Source organism: Belliella kenyensis (genome assembly GCF_022549675.1).
In the GTDB taxonomy this organism is placed as follows: Bacteria; Bacteroidota; Bacteroidia; order Cytophagales; family Cyclobacteriaceae; genus Belliella; species Belliella kenyensis.
Genome location: NZ_JAKZGR010000003.1, coordinates 264,486 through 283,841, shown reverse-complemented (window position 1 = coordinate 283,841; position 19,356 = coordinate 264,486). Strand labels below are relative to the sequence as shown.

Here is a 19,356-nt window from a genome sequence, read left to right as displayed (position 1 = left end):
CAGAGTAAGAATCGTTTTTTTTATGAACCAATAGACATCTGTGATCTTAGCAAAACGATATCATCCATTAAATATTGGTCTATTTAAAAAACCAAAACTTACTCTATTTCCATTTCGAATAGTGTGGCGATGTGTTTTTTAACTTTATTTTTTACTTCCTGCTCATCTACTGGTCTGCCCAGTTCCAAGTGCATGGATGTGACAGCTTTGTCGGCTATACCGCAAGGCACTATATTTCCAAAGTAAGTTAAATCTGCGTTCACATTGAAGGCAAATCCATGCATGGTCACCCACCGGCTAGATTTCACTCCCAAAGCACAGATTTTTCTCGGATTCTTCTGCGCCACGTGATCTAGCCAAACCCCTGTAAGCCCATCAATCCTTCCTGCTTCAATTCCATATTCTGCCAAGGTCATGATAATTGCCTCTTCGAGAAATCTCAAGTACTTATGGATATCTGTAAAAAAATTATCCAAATCCAAAATCGGATAGCCCACCAACTGACCGGGACCATGATAGGTAATATCACCTCCACGATTGATCTTATAAAATGTCGCTCCTTTTTCTGCCAATCCTACTTCATCGAGCAACAAATGTGAAAGTTCACCACTTTTACCTAAAGTATAGACATGAGGGTGCTCTACAAAAAGTAAATAATTCTCGGTCAATTGTTGATTTTCCTCACCGGCCTTGCGATTCTCTATCTTCAAAGTGACAGTTTTTGCGAAAATTTCTTCCTGAAAATCCCAGGTTTCTTTGTAGTCCTTTTGGCCAAGGTCTAGAAATTTTACTTTTTTATTGATAACTTTATTCACAGTGGGTATAAATTTCTTTTATTGTCCAACGCCAATTGAAGCGATTCAGTTCTTGAATTGATGAAGTCCGAAATAGGCAAACAGTTTTTACTTTTCAAAATTAATGAATAATTGTCATGGCAGCACACAATGAAAAAGGAAAGCTTGCAGAAGAACAGGTCAAAAATTGGTTAATTGGCAAAGGTTACGAATTCAAAGTCTCCAATTACCGGCATGGATATGCGGAAATCGACCTTATTTTTGAGTATAAGGGAATTCTTGTATTTGTAGAAGTGAAATTCAGGAGTGGAACTGGATTTGGCTATGCTGAGGAATTCGTAGATTACACAAAACGCAAACTTCTCATCAAAGCGGCCGATCATTATATCCATGAAATCGATTGGCATAAAGACATCAGATTCGACATCGTAGGTGTATATCAAGACAAAAATGGAAACATCAACTTCAAGCATTTTGAAGATGCCTTTTATTAATTTCATTAGAAGGTTATGAATCTGGCTTTTGGGTAAAAAATTAGAATCAATATCCACAAAGAAATCAATTCCCAAACCATGCTAAAAGACTGAAAAATACTGATATATTTAGCTAACTATCGGATGAAGCGTTGGATCCGCAAGTGACAAACTACCAGTAGCTGAAGATTCAGAAGTAACTTTTGCCCTATCTAAAATCCTCCATCTGGTGTAAATGAAGGTAATCACGAAAGCTAAAATTGATTATCAGCTGGTTGAACAAAACAATTGCTTTTAATCCAAGTGGTATAACCAAATGCTCATCTACTAACCAATTCTCCCATAAGGTAATAGGTAGTAGATGAGCTATTTTGAAAGGAACCAACTTGAACTTAATGGATTGTTTCAAAAAGCTTGTCAAGCAAAATAGCTTTCAATGTGTAGCAACAATTATACATGCTTATTGCAATAAGTATGCGCTTAAGGCTTTTGCTTCCAAGTAACTACTCCTACCATGCTATCAGCAGTACCATAATATAAATACCAAACATCATTGAATAAAACTAAACCTTCCAAGAAAGTCGTACCATCTTGATATTGTCCAGATTTTTCAAAATCCTTCTCTGGTTTGATAAATGGATGTTTTCCTCTGTCAAGTAATTTCCATGGTTGATCTTTTGAAAATAATGCTTGGCCTCCAGTATACACTCTATTCCCTAAATCTTCCACACCAATCTCCTTAGAGTTACCTGCATTATACAATACTACAATTCCGTCCTCAGTAAGTACGGGCGGTGGCCCTGCTTCTACAAGCCAAGAGTCAAAATACCCTGGCCTTGGACTCAATACAGGTGCTAAATTTCCCTCATGCGTCTCTACAGGTGTCCAATTGATCAAATCTTCAGAATAAGCCAACCAGATATGCGGAACTCCATAATACATCCAATATTTCTCATCGATTTTAGCAGCAACGAGCTCGCCATTTTTAACTTGAGTTACAATAGCTCCAGATTTGGTTTCAATGTTGTGGTATTTACCATCTTTAAAATTTTGAAAAATAGGGCCATGTTTAGTCCAATTTTTTAAATCTTTGGAAGTTGCAATTGCCAATCTTGGGTATTCTCTATTCCATTGTGTGTATGTTAATACATACAATCCCTCGTCCGTAACTACAATTCTAGGATCCTCGGTACCCCCTGTCCATTCAAATTCTTTTTGGTCATCGTCTGCAGGAAAGAAAACAGGCACTGAAAACCTTTTGTAGTTAACACCGTCTGTGGAAGTAGCTAAACCAAGCCTTGAGGTATGTCCTCCGATTTCATTTTCACCAAGCTTTTCTTCCGCTCTGTAAAATACATGAATGGTCTTATCTTTGATAATAGCAGCGGGATTAAAAGTAGCCATAGACTCCCAAAAAACACTTCTTTCAGTCATCGGATCGTCAAAAACTGTTTCTAATTGAGGTTCAATTATTGGCTTTTGATTTTCTGCTCTTTCAAATGGCCCCATCATCCATGATTTTTCTTGAGCGCAAGCAGGCATCACCAAATACACTAAGACTAAAAACCCGAACATTGATTTACTTTTTACCTTCATTACTTTCTATTTCAATTTTTTTTAATGATTTAATTCTTAAGATTTGCAATTAATTTCCTCACATTATTGATAAAAAATCAATCTATCAAACATTTTATAAGCTAAATTAACATGCATATATCTATCAAAGGTGAATAATTAATATCCCTGATTTTGATTTATCAATCCTCCTGACCGGTCTACTTCTTCTTGAGGAATAGGAAACAACATGTGATGAGCCTGAAAGTTTTTACCCATATCTCGAAGTATGTCTAATGCAATTCCCCACCTCTTCAAATCATTGAATCGATGAGATTCGAACCCTAGTTCAACCCTTCTTTCTTGAATCAAAGCTTGTAGGGCTTCGGCTTGGTTTAATCCCCTTCCAGCATATGGGGCAAGAATGCTTGGATCAGGTAAAGTACCATTCACATACGGCGTATTTTTGGCACGCAATCTTACCATATCTACTATCAGAAGTCCCTGCTCTATATTACCCAATTTGATTAAAGCTTCTGCTTTCCATAACAAAACATCGGCATATCTTATATATATTTTATTACCTGGCGAGTCATCATTTCCTTTGTACAAGCCATTTTTTGTACCCAAAAGCTTGTTGACATTCCTGTTGGTGAGGTCCACTGTATAAAAAAGCCTTGGATCTCCTTGCTCAAATGCTTGAACAAAACTTTCCGATGGAGCCACAAATCCCCACCCCATCAATGCAGCGAGTCCATTACCCTTCCTGGGATTTCTACCCTCTTGATGATCATAGGCAAATATGACCTCATTTTCTTGAAAATGTTTTGTAACATCAAAAGAGTCAAAATAATGAACATTTAAGCTATAAAAACCAAGATCTTCTATTTGAGAAATAATAGATATTACATTCTGATAATTTTCTTGATATAATTCTGCCTTAGCAATAAGTGATAATACAGCACCTTTTGATACCCTCCATGGCTCTGATTGACTAGAAAATTTTGCTTGAGGAAGTAAACTTGAAGCTTTTTGCAAATCTGACATGATCAATTGCCACACTTCGGAAGCAGGTCTCCTTACAGATACTTCATATGCATCCGCAAAACTATCCAATGGGACTGTGATCATAGGAACATCTCCAAAGTTATTTACCAATTCAAAATAACTCAATGCTCTTAAAAATAAAGATTCAGCTAATAGTCTATCAATTAAATTCTGGCTCATCCCTGTATTTGATGTAATATGATCCTGTTCAAGAATGGAAATTGCTGTATTAGCTCTTGATATAGCTTCAAAACTATAGCTCCAAGCGCCATTAAATGCACCATTGATAGATGTAAAATTAAAACTACCTACTTCATCCATCCAGGCCTGATCACCATCTGGGTTCCATTTTTTTAACATATCTCCAGAAGCGATATCATATATTATAAAATCATTTCGAAGAACTTTTCCTCCCGTCCAGTCCCACTCCCCGATCACATTTAATGTTTGAGAGTACATCTGATAAGTTGAATTGACTGCTGAGACTATAGATTGTTCAGTGGGATCAGAGCTAATTTGCTCTTGAGTGATTAGACCAATAGGCTCTTTATCGAAATAATCACCACAGCTCATGGTTAGTAGTGATAATATGACAACTATTGATTTTTTATATTTTTTCATGTCTCTGATATTTTGGATTTCAAATTGTTAAAAGTTTAGATTGACTCCCACTAGAAAGGATCTAGCTTGCGGGTAAGTACCCATATCAATCAAAGCAGTAGATTCAGGATCTAACCCTGAGTATTTGGTGAAAGTCAAGAGGTTTTGACCTGAAAGGTAAAATCTCACATTACTATTATAAGCAACTCGAGTTGTCTTTAAAGTATAGCCGATTTCCAGGTTTTTTAACCTTAAGTATGAAGCATCTTCCACAAAAACATCTGATACTCTACTTCCACCATTATCTGTAAAACTCACCCTTGGAATCGTATTCGAAGTACCTTCACCACTCCAACTATCTAAAACTCTTTCTGTAAAATTGAAAGGGCGAGTATCGTAATCGATGATTTTCTTCAAATCATTATATCTCTCTACCCCTTGAACACCTTGAAACAATATATTAAAATCAAAAGATTTATAATTACCACCAAACGTCAATCCATAGGCTAATCTTGGATTAGGATTCCCAATAAAAGTTCGATCATTGTCATTGATCACTCCATTTCCATCCAAATCTCTGAATCTAATATCACCTGGTTGCTGTGGCGGATTCGTGGTGCCTGAAAGGTGTTGATTGATTTCCTCTTGATTTTGATATATTCCTTCTTGAACAAAACCATAATAAGCATTAAGCGGCTGACCTGGTTGAATTCTTGTCACGGGTCCAGTGATATATGGCAAATTAGGATGTAAATTATCAACTACATTTTTCAAAGTAGCCAAATTGGTGTTTATGAAGTATTTAAAGTTATTGAATGAATTCCTATAATTTATGGCAAGTTCAAGCCCCTTATTGGTAACTTGTCCCGCATTTACAAAAGTGGGAGAAACGTTACCCACTATCTGGGGAAGTGAAATAGGCAGTAATATATCAGAAGTCACTTTATGAAAGTAATCCATACTAACAAATAGCTTATTGCTGAAAAGCCCTAAGTCAAACCCAATATTTGCCTGAGTGGTTGTCTCCCATTTCAATTCTGAATTCCCGTATCTTGATATTTGATAACGATCTTGATCTCTAGCAAATAGAGTCAGATAGGCATAGTTAGGTATTTCTTGATTACCCTGCTGTCCCCAGCTACCTCTAATTTTAAGCTCAGAAACAGCACCCATTTGCGTCATAAAATCCTCTTCTGAAATCATCCATCCTGCTGACATCGCTGGGAAATAACCCCATTGATTATTTGAAGCAAATCGTGAGGAGGCATCCGCTCTCATTGTTCCAGTTACCATATATTTATTTTTGAATACATATGTAGCAGAACCAAAATAGGAAAATAAAGCCCACTCTTCTGCAAGTCCTCCATTCCACAAGTCACGTTCAGTATTTCCAAAATCCAAGTACTGGAAATTTGGTGAAGTAAAGTCAAACCGCATCCTTGATGCATTCATAAAAGAAGAAGCATAAGAGATAAATTCCGTACCAACTACAGCATTCAAGTAATGATCCCCAAAAGTTTTATCAAAATTGAAGGTGTTGTTCCAAGTATATGTAAAAGCCTGACCCCGTGCTTCCGCTAGGCTATTAGGTCTGTTTTGTCTTCCTTGTCCGCGATCAATTTCAGCACCACCGCCATCATCATCCCCATAGTTTTGAGCAAATGTCCTGTTATAAAAAAAGTTGATATCAGCTCCAAAATTTGTTCTAAACTTCAAACTACCATCTCCCAATATATTGTATTCCCCAAACACATTCCCAAAAGTCTTAAAATTATTCATTTTGTCATCTGCAAAATAGGCAATAGCTAGTGGGTTTTGACTAAACTCATATTTGCTACTCTCGAAATCGCCTGGTCCTCTGTAAAAAGGTAAATCTGTAAAGGGATTTGAAGGAGAATATGTAGGGTCATCGAGCGATTTGTAGACAGGTATGATAGGAGGCCTTAGAAATGCATGCCTAATAGTACCAGGCGAATCTCCACTCGAAGAAATCCTATCCTGAGAGGTGTAAGAAAACTGCACATTTGTACCTACCGTCACCCTTTCATGAATTTGAGAACTTACATTGGTTCTGAAATTCAATCTATTGAATTTATCATTATTAAACTTCACAATTCCATCTTGAGTAAAAAAGCCTCCAGACATCATGTATCTTGTCTTTTCATTACCACCTTGACTTGAAAGCTGTACATTATGGGTTCTACCCATCTCAAAAAGCTCTTCTAGCCAATTTGTATCAGCGAAATCACTTCGATTTCTATCTCCAGTATAAGGATTTGTACCTGAATAACCCGCATTGTCCCAGGCACGCTCCACTACTGTCATGTATTCTTGTGCATTGAGCATTCTTGGTAGATTGGTAACTCGCTGAACCCCTCCAAAATAATTCACATTGATACCCTGAGTAGTCTTGCCACTCTTGGTGGTAATCACCACAACACCCGCAGAAGCTCGCGATCCATAGATAGATGTAGCAGCGGCATCTTTTAGAACCGTCATTGATTCTATGTCAGCTGGATTAAGAAAGGAAATTTCTCTACTTGGTATACCATCAATTATATACAGTGGATTATTATTACCTATAGTCCCATTGCCTCGAATCCTGATCTCGATATCATCACCAGGTGCTCCTGTACTTTGGGTAACTTGAACACCAGCTATTTGACCTTGCAAAGCTTGTGTCAAAACAGGAACTCTTCTTGACTCCAGAGATTGAATATCTACTTTTGCTACTGACCCAGATATATTTGCTTCCTTTTGTGATTGATAACCAATCACAACAGCTTCTCCAAGATCAGAATAACTCTCTTCTAACTCGATTGTAAAGTTTGAGCGATTTGAAACACTAATTTCCTGACTTTTGTAACCTATAAAGGAAACTTGTAAGACAGAATTCGAAGAACTTACTTCAAGCTTAAAGCTACCATCCGAATCCGTTACTGTACCATTTCGGGTCCCCTTTTCTAATACAGTCACTCCCGGAATTGGGCTTAGATCTATGACTTGAACAACTTTACCTACCACCTGAATAGGTTGAGAACCATTTTGATCTCCCTGTTCAATAGCATAGGTGGATGCAATGCTTGATAAATAAAGTGAAAAACAGAGCATCAAAACACGCTTAAGGTAATGTGCTACTCTAGTAGAATTTTTCATTGGCTTTGGGGTTATTTATTTGAATTGACTTTATTGGTAAAACGTTTTATCAATTTGGACGAAAAAAAACTCCTCCCAGAGCTCTATAATCTTAGTAAAACGTTTTACTTAAGCCAAATTTATCAGGATTATTTCAATTTCCAAAATTTCTCATGCTGAAATTCATAAACCTTAGGCAATATGCATGAATTTGAAGAAATAGGTATTTGCAATAAGTTCTATTTGCTAATCAGAAACTCATTGAAATTGAGTAAAAGGTGCTCAAAGAATGAAAGGTAGCTGATTGTTATGTTTCCTAAAAAAAATCTGTAAACATGAATGAATTCACACTCTTCTACCTTAACAAATAAACTATTTTAAATTGCCAGATTTGGATAAGTATTTTTCAAATACTTATCCCAAAAAAATATTTAAATGAAATGTAAAACCATGTTAACAATTGCATCATCAAAATAATTTATATCAATATCCACAAAGAAATCAATTCCCAAACCATGCTAAAAGACTGAAAAATACTGATATATTTAGCTAACTATCGGATGAAGCGTTGGATCCGCAAGTGACAAACTACCAGTAGCTGAAGATTCAGAAGTAACTTTTGCCCTATCTAAAATCCTCCATCTGGTGTAAATGAAGGTAATCACAATTTTAGAATACGATCATGATAAGAATATCTATTATAGTACTGCTTCTTTTCATAGCAATGGGATGCAATGACTTAAGTAATGATCCTTCAAAACCAAAAAAAGAAATGTACTTCCCGCCTGCTTCAAGTCAAGATTGGGAAACTGAAAATATATCATCCTTGGGTTGGAATGAAGCTGCAATTCCAGAATTAAGAAGCTTCCTAAAAGAGTCCAATACCAAAGCATTCTTGTTATTAGTAAATGGTAGGATTGTACTAGAGGAATACTATGATGGACATCGAGCATCTGACAGTTGGGAATGGAATAGTGCAGGAAAGACTCTTGTTGCAGCTACTGTCAGCATAGCAGCTCAAAATGAATTAATTCAAATTGACAGCAAAGCTTCTGATTATTTAAGTACTGGATGGACAAACATGCCCTCTGAAAAAGAAGCTCTCATTACCGTAAAAGACCTATTGAGCATGACTGCTGGAAATGATGAAACAAGGCAGCTGATGATAAAACAAAACATTACCTATGTGGCTGATGCAGGAACTAGGTGGGCGTACAGCAACATTTTTCAAAAATTAATGGATATCATATCGGTCTCCACCGATGGCTCATATGAAGCATTTTTCAATAAATACCTGAAAGAAAAAATTGGCATGGATGGATTTTGGAATACAGGTGTCATATTTTCGATTTATCATAGTACTGCACGTAGCATGGCTAGATTTGGGATACTGGCAATGAATAAAGGTAAATGGATGAATGAGCAAATTATTGATGAAGCGCTATTTGTTCAGAGTATATCTCCTTCCCAAAATCTAAATCCTTCCTATGGTTACTTGTGGTGGCTCAATGGTAGGGAAAGTTACATGTTACCCAGTGACAGAAATGTATATTCTGGGATGCTAGTATCTAATGCTCCTGTTGACATGTTTGCAGCGATGGGAGCATTTGACCAAAGGCTTTATATCGTACCGAGTAAAAACCTCATTGTGATAAGAATGGGAAATGCTTCTGATCCAAGTAACCCGGTCTTTGCTGGGTCAAGATTTGATAATGAATTATGGGCGAAAATCAATTTATTGATCCGTTGATTATTGAAAATTTCAAGCTCCTCAGTTATTAAGCCTAGATTCCCAAAATTTCTCATCTGATAAAACCTCCCAAGTCCTTTTGTTGCCTATGACTAGGTTTTTGGCATATTCAAATCCATGAGCTTGTCTTTCATAAAAATGCATCATATAGCCTGCTGTATTTACAAAGCACACTAAGTCACCTACTTGAGGAAATTGGGGCAATCTTATACATCTTTTCAAGATAAAATCTTGTTCCAGACAATATCCACCTACAAAGTAAACTTCTGTAAGCTCTGGTGCTAATTCATCTTTTGGTAGAAACAATGGATCGACCAAAAAGTCAGCACTTGCGCTAGTCATCTGTGACTTGTTCATTTCCAAACCTACGAGTAAACGACCATCTATATCATATTTCCGATATGCCACTCTTGCCACAGTAACCCCAACCTGTGCCAAAATCGATCTACCCGGTTCAATCCTCAGCTCAATCCCTCTTTTGTTGAGCTCTTCATGACAGAATTTGCCATCTGAGGTGCTCGATAAGATTTGTTCTAAAAATCCTCCTTGCGAAATTGTGTTGTAATAAGGGTAGATTTTTGGCTCACCGGTCACATGTCCATCATGCAATACCATTCCAAGCAGATCCTTTTGAAATGTCACTTCGTCACGATCATCTTTTACACTTTCTTTCAAAGCACTTAAAAAATCAGTCCACTCCTCTTTGGATGTAAGGTAGTTCATTAAAATTCCTCCACCTATATCAAGATATGATGTATGGAAACCATAAGGTTTGATCTCATCCATTAATGATATGGTTTGAAATATAGCTGACACTCTTTCGGCAATACTATAACCATTGAGGTGAAAGTGAAAACCCTCAAAGATGAAATTGCTGTACTTTCCTTGAGCTGTAAAATGATTTGTAAGTAAAGGTTTGACCTTAGTCACATCATATCCAAATCTTGAATAAAGCTTCTTACCATTGTGCAAAAATCCACTTAATCTAATCCCGACTTTGAGGGTACTACTACTTGCTGAAAGCACTTCATGAAGCAAATCACACTCGTCGTCATTGTCTAGAATAATTGGGATTTGATGCTTGACCGCATATTCAATTAGCTCTTTGTTTTTGATAGCGGCAGTCACTGTGATAGATTCTGGATTCAGACCTATTTCAATACAGTCTTTGACTTCATGAATACTTGCTGTATCCACACCAAAGCCCAAAGACTTTGCAGCCCAGACTAAACTTTTACTTTTATTTGATTTTCGAGCAAAAAAAATCTTATGCTTAAGTTCATATTTATCAAACACAGCTTTGAATTCTTGAAAATTCTCAGCAAAAGTATCCAAATTAATTAGATTGATTGGAGAATTGTGCTCATTGATCCAATCGAAAATCAGATCCTTATCCTTACTAAGCTCTTCGATCCATGGGTGTAAAATGGGTGTCAAAGGAAAATATTTCATGTTTTGTGTATTTTAAATGGATTGTCTTAACCCAGTTTGAAAGAAGATTATTATTTGTTCTTGATAGGCTTTCATTATCTAATGTCCATCCTTCAGTAGGAACACCATACATACATATTCGTTTTTGGTTGGTTATCCTGCCCACTTCGTCCAATTTCAGACATCCAGGAGCGTAGCCACCATTGTCAAAAAAACTAGCCCCGTGACCACTCACCAATTGACGTATGTACTCTGGCTGAGTCGATAGTCCAGCAGATTTAGCAATCCTAGCGTCGATAGAAATGCTAGATTGGAGATTTGGTGCTACTTTTTCAAATTTTGAATCAGCTGTATCACTACTGTCCATGATAAAACTGGCGCATTGCTCACCTTTACCAAATCTCAAAATCCCCACTTCTGCCAATGCCAAGAGCTTTTCTACATTAATCTTAGGTGGTCCAAACGCAGTGCGTTGGATTCTTTTGTAAAAATGTCTGTCAAAGTATCTTTGACTCTTGCCAGTCAATTTCCCAAAAGCATAAAGTTGTTGGCATAATGGATATATTTTACCCCACAATGCTGCCATTGCTATCCGGGAAGCTTGCAAAGGCTTAGAGTTATCAGGCTTGACACCCATTCTAAAGCACTTTATAGCTTGCTGATGGGCTCTACTAGAGTTGATTTTTGGGGTCAAAAACTCTTCAAGATCAAATGGTTTGAATCTAGGGAATATAATTTTTGCAAATTGCTCTAAATCACACAAAGTCTTGTCTTGAGGTACGTGCTGATTTGAGAAAAAGTGCAGTAAATACATCACATATTGGTATCTAAACTCATGGGCTATAAAGGGTAAAACCTGCTTTCTAAAATCTAGCTTCTTGAAATTTTTACATAAATAATCTACAGATTCTTGAGTAAAGAACCTGAGCGAAAACACTTTATCAGTGAGTATTGGCTGTCTAGCCAACATCGGTATCCCAGAACGGGAAAATGCATAAATAGAATGAGGTTCATTACCTGAAGGCTTGTATTTCAAAACCTCCATTTCTCTGTAAAAACTACCTCCCCTGCCTTCTGTTAGTCCCAAAATAACATCAATACTAGTAAGCCCAAGACCCTTTACAACTACATTTTCTCCTTTCAGAGGTCGCTTAATCAAGTTTTCGATAGGATAAATTTGATTGATTGATCTATGAGCAGATTCAACTTGATTTTGGTCACAATCCTGTTGATCTTCTTGATCAAATGTGTAACTATGACCCGAGCAACATATTACTTCGTCAAAAACATCACACATCCCTGATTTGGTCTTGATCTTGACCACATCCTCAGATTGATACATACTAATCACTTCATCTATTATCAAATTAACTTTGATATGGCTTGGCATGGCATTTATTACTTTGGCAAAGCAATATTGCATATATAGTCCCGTGAGTGAGCGAGAACAAAAATCTGCTGGCTGTACACTTCTGTTTTTTTCTATCTTGTATTTTTTGATAAACTCTACCAAGTTTGGTCTATCCACTACCAACTGCTCTTCTTCATTTGTCCAAAAATCAACTTGGCCGATAGGATTATTCATCAATAAAAAATCAGGCTGTGAAGGTGAAAAATTTGGACCAGATCCAAATTCGTGTGTTTTATTGAAACAGACAATTTCTAAACTCCTTCCTGTATTTTTTGAATTCCACACGCTTGCAAGCCGCTCAATGGTGTAGACGCCTCTTGGTCCACCCCCTATTATGGCTATTCTCAAGCTAGTTTTCTGGTGATCATTTCGAGTGTTTCTATCAGTCAGCATCAGATTGCTTTGATAAGTCATTCGTTTCAACGCATCAATTTTCCACATATTCATATGCTTTTTCCTTGATAAGAGTGAATGTTTCAAATCCCAAATTGTCTAGGATCCATTGATCAGAGTAGATAGTATCCAAGTACCGTTCTCCACGATCACATATGATAATTACTGCTTTTTCTTCTTTTCCCATTTCTAATTTTTCTACTGCTGCTACCAATGCTCCTGTAGATCCTCCTGCCAATATGGCTTCTTGCCTAAGGAGTTTTTTACATCCTACTATACATTCCCATTCATGAACCCATTGTGGGTGGTGGATCAGCCTTTTGTCAAGAAGCTTGGCAGGGACAGAGGCTCCAAAGCCTGGAATTAATCTTTTGGCAGGATCATCACCAAAGATCACACTCCCATGTGCATCTACAGGTATGACTTTGACATGATGCTCATCACTTCGGCTTCCTTCCGCTAGCCCCATCAAGGTGCCACATGTACTGGTAGCTGCAAGAATAAAATCTGGTGCTTGACCTAATTGCTGTTCTATTTCTTTGAAAGTTTCATGATGCGTAATTGGATTTAGTGGATTTTCGTATTGTTCAATCCAAAAAGCATTGACATTCTCTTCAAGAATTTCTTTGACTCTAGCTATCCTTGCACTCAGATAAGATCCTGAGGCATCAGGAACATGAACCATCTCTACTTCAGCTCCGTAAGCCTCAAGCATTTTCAAAGTTTGCATATTGATAAATGGATCTACTACAAGTTTTAGCCTCAACTGATAGTACAAGCATATCTGTGCAAGCCCTACTCCCATGTTGCCTGAGGTACTTTCTACAACTATGGAATTTTTGTTGATGAGGTCATGCTTCATCGATTCCTCCACTATGAATTTAGCTGTGCGGTCTTTGATGCTTCCTGCTGGATTCATCAGCTCTAGCTTGCCATACACCTGCTTGTCAGGAAAAAGTTTGGACAATCTGATCAATCCTGTCTGCCCCACAAAAGAGGTAATTCCACATTGTACTGTTCTATTGATATGATGTGATTCTTTGATTTCAAGCATGATTTAAGATAATTTGGTTGGAATGCATCTTATTATGATCAATGGTAATGCTACCAATTCCTAATTCAGACACATTGGTAGATAATCTAATTACTGTGTCATCTAAATTTGTTGGTTTAGGATGTGGTATTTCGGATGACTTTTGGATAATCAAATCAATTGATGGCTGCATCTAAATCCATCAATAAAGTACACTGCACTTAAACTCGAAAATCAGAGCTATTTAAAATCTTAATACCTCATAGAGGTGACGTTTCATTGAACTGATTTCAATAAAACAGTACTCAAAATATGCCAATACTAGGCGTGGATCATTCAAGACAAATATTTAGAGGTGATAAATGGAGTACTTGAATAATTACTTATCAAAATCTATAACAAATAATTTACCAATTAGTTAAAAATGATCATAAAATTTATTTAAAAAACACATATTTAAATATAAATGGTAAATGCAATAATTTAAACCATATTTAAAGTACAATTAATTAAATATAATTTAAAGAAAACAAGTCATTTTATATGAAGCCCTTCCAATTCAAGATCCCTCAATCTCATACCCGCTTGAATAAAATCATCCGCATCGACATGCATTTTGAATTCGCGAATAAGAGATAGTAAAACCTTTCCCTTTTGTAATCGATCCATCGGGAAAGGATCTAAATTGGCCTCGATCAGTGACTGAATCTTCTTTTCAATCTGAACTTCCTTCAGTTGGAGCTTACCTAAAACTTCAAAAACATCCATTGTTAATATAATTGACATATTTATGATAATAATATTATCATTTTTTATTTTATTATCAAATTTGGCACTGAAAATTAATTTAACCTTTTCATTTTCAATTAAATAAATATCACGAAGAATAGTTTATGAAAAGAAGTCTATTTTTCGATCTTTGTCTCTCCTCGTTTTTTACTTTTTTCCTGTTTTATATTTCTAATTCTGTTTCGAAAAATGAGGTATGCTATAATTATAGCAGCTGGGATTACAATAAATATGATAATATTGCTAGTCTCAGAGAAGTCTATGGGACCGGTAGGCTTGGGGATATCTGGCTGATTTTGGGCATACGCGATACTGTGTATTTGCATGAATAGCAGAAGAACAGCCATAGATTTATTTAATGTGGTTTTCATATCCATAATTATTTGGTTTGGGTGAAGGAAATTGAATGTTTCAAAAATGAGTAATTTGGAAACACTGCATATTATTTTTTAAAGCCACAAAATCCGATCCGACTTTCTAGTAATAAGAAATTTGAACTAATTTAACCTGAGAATCACAATAAAAAGTTGCTATTAAATTGAATTTTATCAATCAAAATATAATTACATTTGAAAATTCATTTTGAATTTAATAGATGAAAAGCACGAGATTTGCTGAATAAAAATTATATGAATCAGAGAATGAAACAGTTTTTAGGGATTTGCCTTGCCATAGCTTTTACGCTTCATGGTTTAGTTATTCCTTATCTGAATGTTTCAAAATCGAATTCAACTCTTGACACAAAGTCCTATTACATATATTCTGCACTAGGTGAATATTATGGGGATCACTCTATCCTTGTCGAGACACCGGTAATTGCTGTTAATTTCGAAAAGCAGCAGCTCAAGGTTGATTCGGAGTTTCATAGAAACTTCAATTTTATCAATATTCAACATTGGCTTATTGCTAATGAACAAATCAAAAAAGCTGCTGAAATAATAGTAGATTTTGGAATAAGGGAACTGAAATTCCCAACTCACTTTTTTTGGTAATTAGACTTTTCCTTCTTCATTTTCACAAAATGAAGTTTACATAACTTCAGTCGATGAAGCACATGTACTTTCTTGTCAGGTATCATACTGAAAAAGTGATATGGATATCCGCATTTGCTCCAAAAAATATTTGAAATCTAATCATATTTCTCCTGGACAAATCCCCACTCATTATCAAGCCCTCTAAGATTCGTTCAGGTGACCATAAATACCTGAACATTAAAAATATCGAGAGAAATTTGACTGAGGTTATCTTTTCGGATATATACAATATCCATTCGGTGACAAATACACTACCAAGAAATTTATTTCACACACACCTCATCAAGACCATAAAGGTCAATAAATTATACACAAAATGTTTGACATAGATATATTAACTATTTGTATAGCGATAGTACTCCTGGTTACATTTGCTGTACCATTTTACATCAATCACCTCAAAGTAAAAAAAGAGAAGCAAAAGTCCGAAAATCAATTGGATAAACTGATCAAAGCAGCAGGACTTCGAATTAATACTTCTCAACAATGGAGAAGAAGATACTTCATAGGGCTAGATGACACTCATGGCAAGTTAGTCTATATACGAGATCTTCAGAATCCCGAACCACTGATCCTGGACCTTCATGGAATCAAAAAAGTAAAAGCAATTGAAATTTCAAGTTCTAGAGGAACAGGAAAAAATAGCAGAAAAATCATTGATGAACTTTACATTGAGTTGTTTAGCCACCGAGGAGAACAAGTGGCCACACTTGAATTCTACCATGGCGACATCTTCTCCGATTTGGTAGGAGAACCTGTCATCCTTAGAGAATGGGAACATTATATTAGTGCATCCTTGAAAATTAATCAAGAAAAAAAAGAGATAATCGTATAAAATAGATCAAAATTATTAAAAAGAGGAAATTCATAACGCTGGATCAGCTAATTCAAACCCTTGCACAAGCTGGAAATAGTCCTTTTCCAATTGTGTTTTGAATCAAATATGGAAAGGTTGTAAATAGTGAATACCTTTCCATATTTTCAGAAGAAAAAAAGAACAAGCCTTGAAGCTTACCTTACGCATAGCTGAAAATGGAGAACATTAAAGAGATGATTGAGCTGATATGTTTCATGTTCATTTACTAAGAAGAAAAGAATTTGGACGAGAAGGAAGAAAACACTTATTATTCAAGTAGTTTTGACTTATGCTATATGGACAACAGCATTAACTAATTTGTGCCTTTTAACAATTACTGATTTGACAACAAAAAATTTAATAAAACTAGAGCTGACAAAGTGTTTGCTTTTTTTTGGAATGATCAGTCAAGCAATGAATTCATACATTTTGAAATAGATGTAGTCACTAAGGAAGCAAAGGACTTACTTTTGACAACTCCGAAACTAAATCATATTCATATGAAAATCCTAAAGCGACATTATTATCAATATTGACAAAGTGGAATATGAAATCAATAACAATTTCTTTAAGAAAAATAAAAATACTTTTTTTAATTCTTATTACTACTTCTAGTATTTACTGGCTGTGGGGGAAATTCACGAGTCCTTGGGGCGTCCAAAAGGTGAATTTCATCCCTTCGGAAGTAGAAACTTTCACACAAGGCAATTTAAGTTTTTCAATCTATAGGTCCAGTAATGGAACTAATGAAGATATTATATATCATTTTCATGGAAGAAATTTAGATAATACTATATGGAATGAAGACACCTACTATACATCAATGATACAGTCGCATTGGCAAAAATCAAAAATTAAGCCACCCACGGTTGTATTAATTTCCTATGGTCCAGAATGGTTACTTTCACCTAAAAACTCGAAATCAGATAGTGGTTTGCTGGATGACTTCATATACAATTTACCATTTATAGAATCTAAAATAGGCGAACCAAAAAATAGGATACTAGTTGGAGAATCAATGGGTGGTCTAAATGTCTTAATCTTGGGACTTAATCATCCAGAATTATTTTCACGAATTGCATCATTATGCCCTGGAGTATATTTAGACTCTCCATTTTCTGATTTCGATATATTAAAGGAAGCCATAAAACGTACAGGGGGAGACCCTAAGATTGCTCTTGGGGTGTACCTGATGGCTAAAAAATACGTTTCAAATGAAGAGGAATGGAAGAAAATTTCTCCCATTGAATTAATGAAGACAGCTAATATTGACTACCCTGAATTGTATCTATCCTGCGGATTATATGATAAATTTGGCAACTATGAAGGGACGGAAGCTCTTGTGAATATAGCAAATACAATGGGGGTCAAGACACATTGGCATCCATTATATGCTGGCCATTGTGCCATTGATATTAACTCTTTGGCGGATTTTCTTATCATCAAATAATCAACTGAAAATCAGACTATAACTCATTATAAGATAATTTAGCATGCCAGCAAAATATGACTCACTTACCTAAAATGTTTCCAATAATGGCTTCGTTAATGGCGTTATCCAATTGTACACTGTGGTAATTCGCTAAAATAATATAATGGTAATTTTGATTTTTGGAATATGGCGTTTCTATTGATTTAGTAATCAAAAATTGACCGTGCAAAACTCGCAGGTCAAATCTCTAAGCACTAATCACAGGTGCATGAAAGATCTGGTAAGGAAAAACATCATCATCTACAGCCCTTCCAATCACCTAATACTAGTGATTGAGATTGGTTTTTTGTAAATCACCCAAAACTTCATTTTAGAATGCTGATTTTTTTTTAAATTCTAGAAAATAGTAACCATGAAAACAAGCACTCGTGGAAGGTACAAAAGCAGCCCCTGTTTACTCTTTAGTCACAAAGAGAACAATCCATCAACTAAGCACAAAAGAAGGCTGGAACAACTCTAAAATAGCTAATGAATTGGGTATAACATCACCTACGGTAAAAAGTGCAATTGCTAAAATTGAGACTGAAATCAAAGCTGCGAAAGATAAAGAAGCGTAAAGACACCAACAAGAAAAGCCAACTATCACTAGTTGGCTTTTCTATTTTTAAGGGTGATCAGTATCAAGAAAACCCAATTTTGACTAGATATTTATTTAGAATCTATATAAATATATACTATCTGAAAAATAATTTAATCAAGCTAAAAGTACTAATAACCTTGTGACTTATTTGTGACTAAGGGAAGTAAAAAACCCTGTAACTAACTGTTTTAAAGCTAATTACAGGGCTCAAATGCAGAGGAGGAGGGATTCGAACCCCCGGTACCTCGCGGTACAACGGTTTTCAAGACCGCCGCAATCGACCACTCTGCCACTCCTCTATTTTTTATTACTATTTCCCTTCGACTTTCATGTCTAATGGTCTGCAAAGGTACTTTTAATGCAGATATTTCCAAATACATTCAATGAAATTATTTTATTCAATGTCATAATTAATTGATTCACTGGTATAAAAATTTCAAATAAAAAAACCTAAGATCAAAACCTTAGGCTTTTATAGAGATATAGCTTTGTGCTTTTCTTGGGTGATAAGCAACTCCTCTCCTATGATCGATTTAGTTATAAACTTAATTTCTTCCCAAAATTACCCTTACACTAAAATATTTGCATTTTAAATATTGTATACTCTTCTAATTGACTTTGACAAATATTAGAATTTTTCAATTTTAACACAAATATTGCATATTATTTTTACAACTCAAAATACATAACTAGCTGAATATCAAATTATATAAATTAAAACCCTTTCCCTCTTATTAAGCTAACAAAAGTCTGTTAAAAAAAATACATTTTTTTGCATTTCATACGCATTAACATCTCCTTCAAAAAACTAATTATTTATTTATTGTTTAAAAAAAATCTGAATCAATGTAATTTTTATCAAAATCCTAATTTTTAAAATTCTGATCATACGCTTTTTTACCAGTATCTTCTATTCGTTGGCTCAACAGGTTGTTAATGATCAATATTCATAAGTATCCAATATCATTTTATATCAGAAGTTAG

General features: G+C 35.5%; 15 protein-coding genes and 1 tRNA gene. 6 read left to right on the top strand and 10 right to left on the bottom strand.

What is annotated here, in order from left to right; genetic code table 11:
* Nucleotides 1-98 precede the first annotated feature (98 nt).
* Entirely contained in the window at nucleotides 99-815 is a 717-nt protein-coding gene (lipB, locus tag MM214_RS04585) for a lipoyl(octanoyl) transferase LipB (protein WP_241292565.1), read from the bottom strand.
* A 116-nt stretch (nucleotides 816-931) separates the two neighbouring features.
* On the opposite strand from lipB, the gene MM214_RS04580 reads away from it, so the two are divergent.
* A complete protein-coding gene (locus MM214_RS04580; RefSeq protein ID WP_241292563.1) occupies nucleotides 932-1,288 on the top strand; it encodes a YraN family protein in 357 nt (118 codons plus the stop codon).
* Between the two features lie 459 nt (nucleotides 1,289-1,747).
* Here MM214_RS04580 and MM214_RS04575 read toward each other — a convergent pair whose 3' ends face one another.
* The 3 genes from MM214_RS04575 to MM214_RS04565 all read right to left on the bottom strand — a co-directional run bounded on the left by MM214_RS04575 (nucleotide 1,748) and on the right by MM214_RS04565 (nucleotide 7,624).
* Entirely contained in the window at nucleotides 1,748-2,863 is a 1,116-nt protein-coding gene (locus MM214_RS04575; RefSeq protein ID WP_241292561.1) for a glycoside hydrolase family 130 protein, read from the bottom strand.
* 138 nt (nucleotides 2,864-3,001) lie between these two features.
* Complete coding sequence (locus tag MM214_RS04570) at nucleotides 3,002-4,489, bottom strand: RagB/SusD family nutrient uptake outer membrane protein (protein WP_241292559.1); 1,488 nt, start codon at nucleotides 4,487-4,489, stop codon at nucleotides 3,002-3,004.
* 27 nt (nucleotides 4,490-4,516) lie between these two features.
* A complete protein-coding gene (locus tag MM214_RS04565) occupies nucleotides 4,517-7,624 on the bottom strand; it encodes a SusC/RagA family TonB-linked outer membrane protein (protein WP_241292556.1) in 3,108 nt (1,035 codons plus the stop codon).
* 661 nt (nucleotides 7,625-8,285) lie between these two features.
* Here MM214_RS04565 and MM214_RS04560 point away from each other — a divergent pair.
* On the top strand, nucleotides 8,286-9,353 hold the full coding sequence (locus MM214_RS04560) for a serine hydrolase domain-containing protein (RefSeq protein WP_241292554.1): 1,068 nt from the start codon (nucleotides 8,286-8,288) through the stop codon (nucleotides 9,351-9,353).
* A 21-nt stretch (nucleotides 9,354-9,374) separates the two neighbouring features.
* On the opposite strand, the gene MM214_RS04555 is transcribed toward MM214_RS04560, so the two are convergent.
* The 5 genes from MM214_RS04555 to MM214_RS04535 all read right to left on the bottom strand — a co-directional run bounded on the left by MM214_RS04555 (nucleotide 9,375) and on the right by MM214_RS04535 (nucleotide 14,781).
* Entirely contained in the window at nucleotides 9,375-10,805 is a 1,431-nt protein-coding gene (locus tag MM214_RS04555) for a type III PLP-dependent enzyme domain-containing protein (RefSeq protein ID WP_241292552.1), read from the bottom strand.
* Nucleotides 10,753-12,636 (bottom strand): FAD/NAD(P)-binding protein, encoded by a 1,884-nt coding sequence (locus MM214_RS04550; protein WP_241292550.1) that lies wholly within the window; start codon nucleotides 12,634-12,636, stop codon nucleotides 10,753-10,755. Before MM214_RS04550 ends, MM214_RS04555 begins: the two co-directional genes overlap by 53 nt.
* A complete protein-coding gene (gene sbnA / locus MM214_RS04545; protein WP_241292548.1) occupies nucleotides 12,623-13,642 on the bottom strand; it encodes a 2,3-diaminopropionate biosynthesis protein SbnA in 1,020 nt (339 codons plus the stop codon). Before sbnA ends, MM214_RS04550 begins: the two co-directional genes overlap by 14 nt.
* A 513-nt stretch (nucleotides 13,643-14,155) precedes the next feature.
* Complete coding sequence (locus tag MM214_RS04540; RefSeq protein ID WP_241292546.1) at nucleotides 14,156-14,407, bottom strand: hypothetical protein; 252 nt, start codon at nucleotides 14,405-14,407, stop codon at nucleotides 14,156-14,158.
* Between the two features lie 119 nt (nucleotides 14,408-14,526).
* The gene (locus MM214_RS04535; protein ID WP_241292544.1) at nucleotides 14,527-14,781 is read right to left on the bottom strand and encodes a hypothetical protein; all 255 of its coding nucleotides are present in this window, start codon (nucleotides 14,779-14,781) and stop codon (nucleotides 14,527-14,529) included.
* 270 nt (nucleotides 14,782-15,051) lie between these two features.
* Between MM214_RS04535 and MM214_RS04530 the strand changes: the two genes are divergently transcribed.
* From MM214_RS04530 to MM214_RS04515, 4 genes are all read left to right on the top strand, one after another.
* On the top strand, nucleotides 15,052-15,402 hold the full coding sequence (locus MM214_RS04530; protein WP_241292542.1) for a hypothetical protein: 351 nt from the start codon (nucleotides 15,052-15,054) through the stop codon (nucleotides 15,400-15,402).
* Nucleotides 15,403-15,760: 358 nt separating this feature from the next.
* Nucleotides 15,761-16,279, top strand: a complete 519-nt coding sequence (locus tag MM214_RS04525) for a hypothetical protein (protein ID WP_241292539.1) — start codon at nucleotides 15,761-15,763, stop codon at nucleotides 16,277-16,279.
* A 568-nt stretch (nucleotides 16,280-16,847) separates the two neighbouring features.
* Nucleotides 16,848-17,750, top strand: a complete 903-nt coding sequence (locus MM214_RS04520) for an alpha/beta hydrolase-fold protein (protein WP_241292537.1) — start codon at nucleotides 16,848-16,850, stop codon at nucleotides 17,748-17,750.
* 410 nt (nucleotides 17,751-18,160) lie between these two features.
* Nucleotides 18,161-18,349, top strand: a complete 189-nt coding sequence (locus MM214_RS04515) for a sigma-70 RNA polymerase sigma factor region 4 domain-containing protein (protein WP_241292535.1) — start codon at nucleotides 18,161-18,163, stop codon at nucleotides 18,347-18,349.
* A gap of 237 nt (nucleotides 18,350-18,586) precedes the next feature.
* On the opposite strand, the gene MM214_RS04510 is transcribed toward MM214_RS04515, so the two are convergent.
* Nucleotides 18,587-18,671, bottom strand: a tRNA-Ser gene (locus tag MM214_RS04510).
* Between the last annotated feature and the right edge of the window lie 685 nt (nucleotides 18,672-19,356).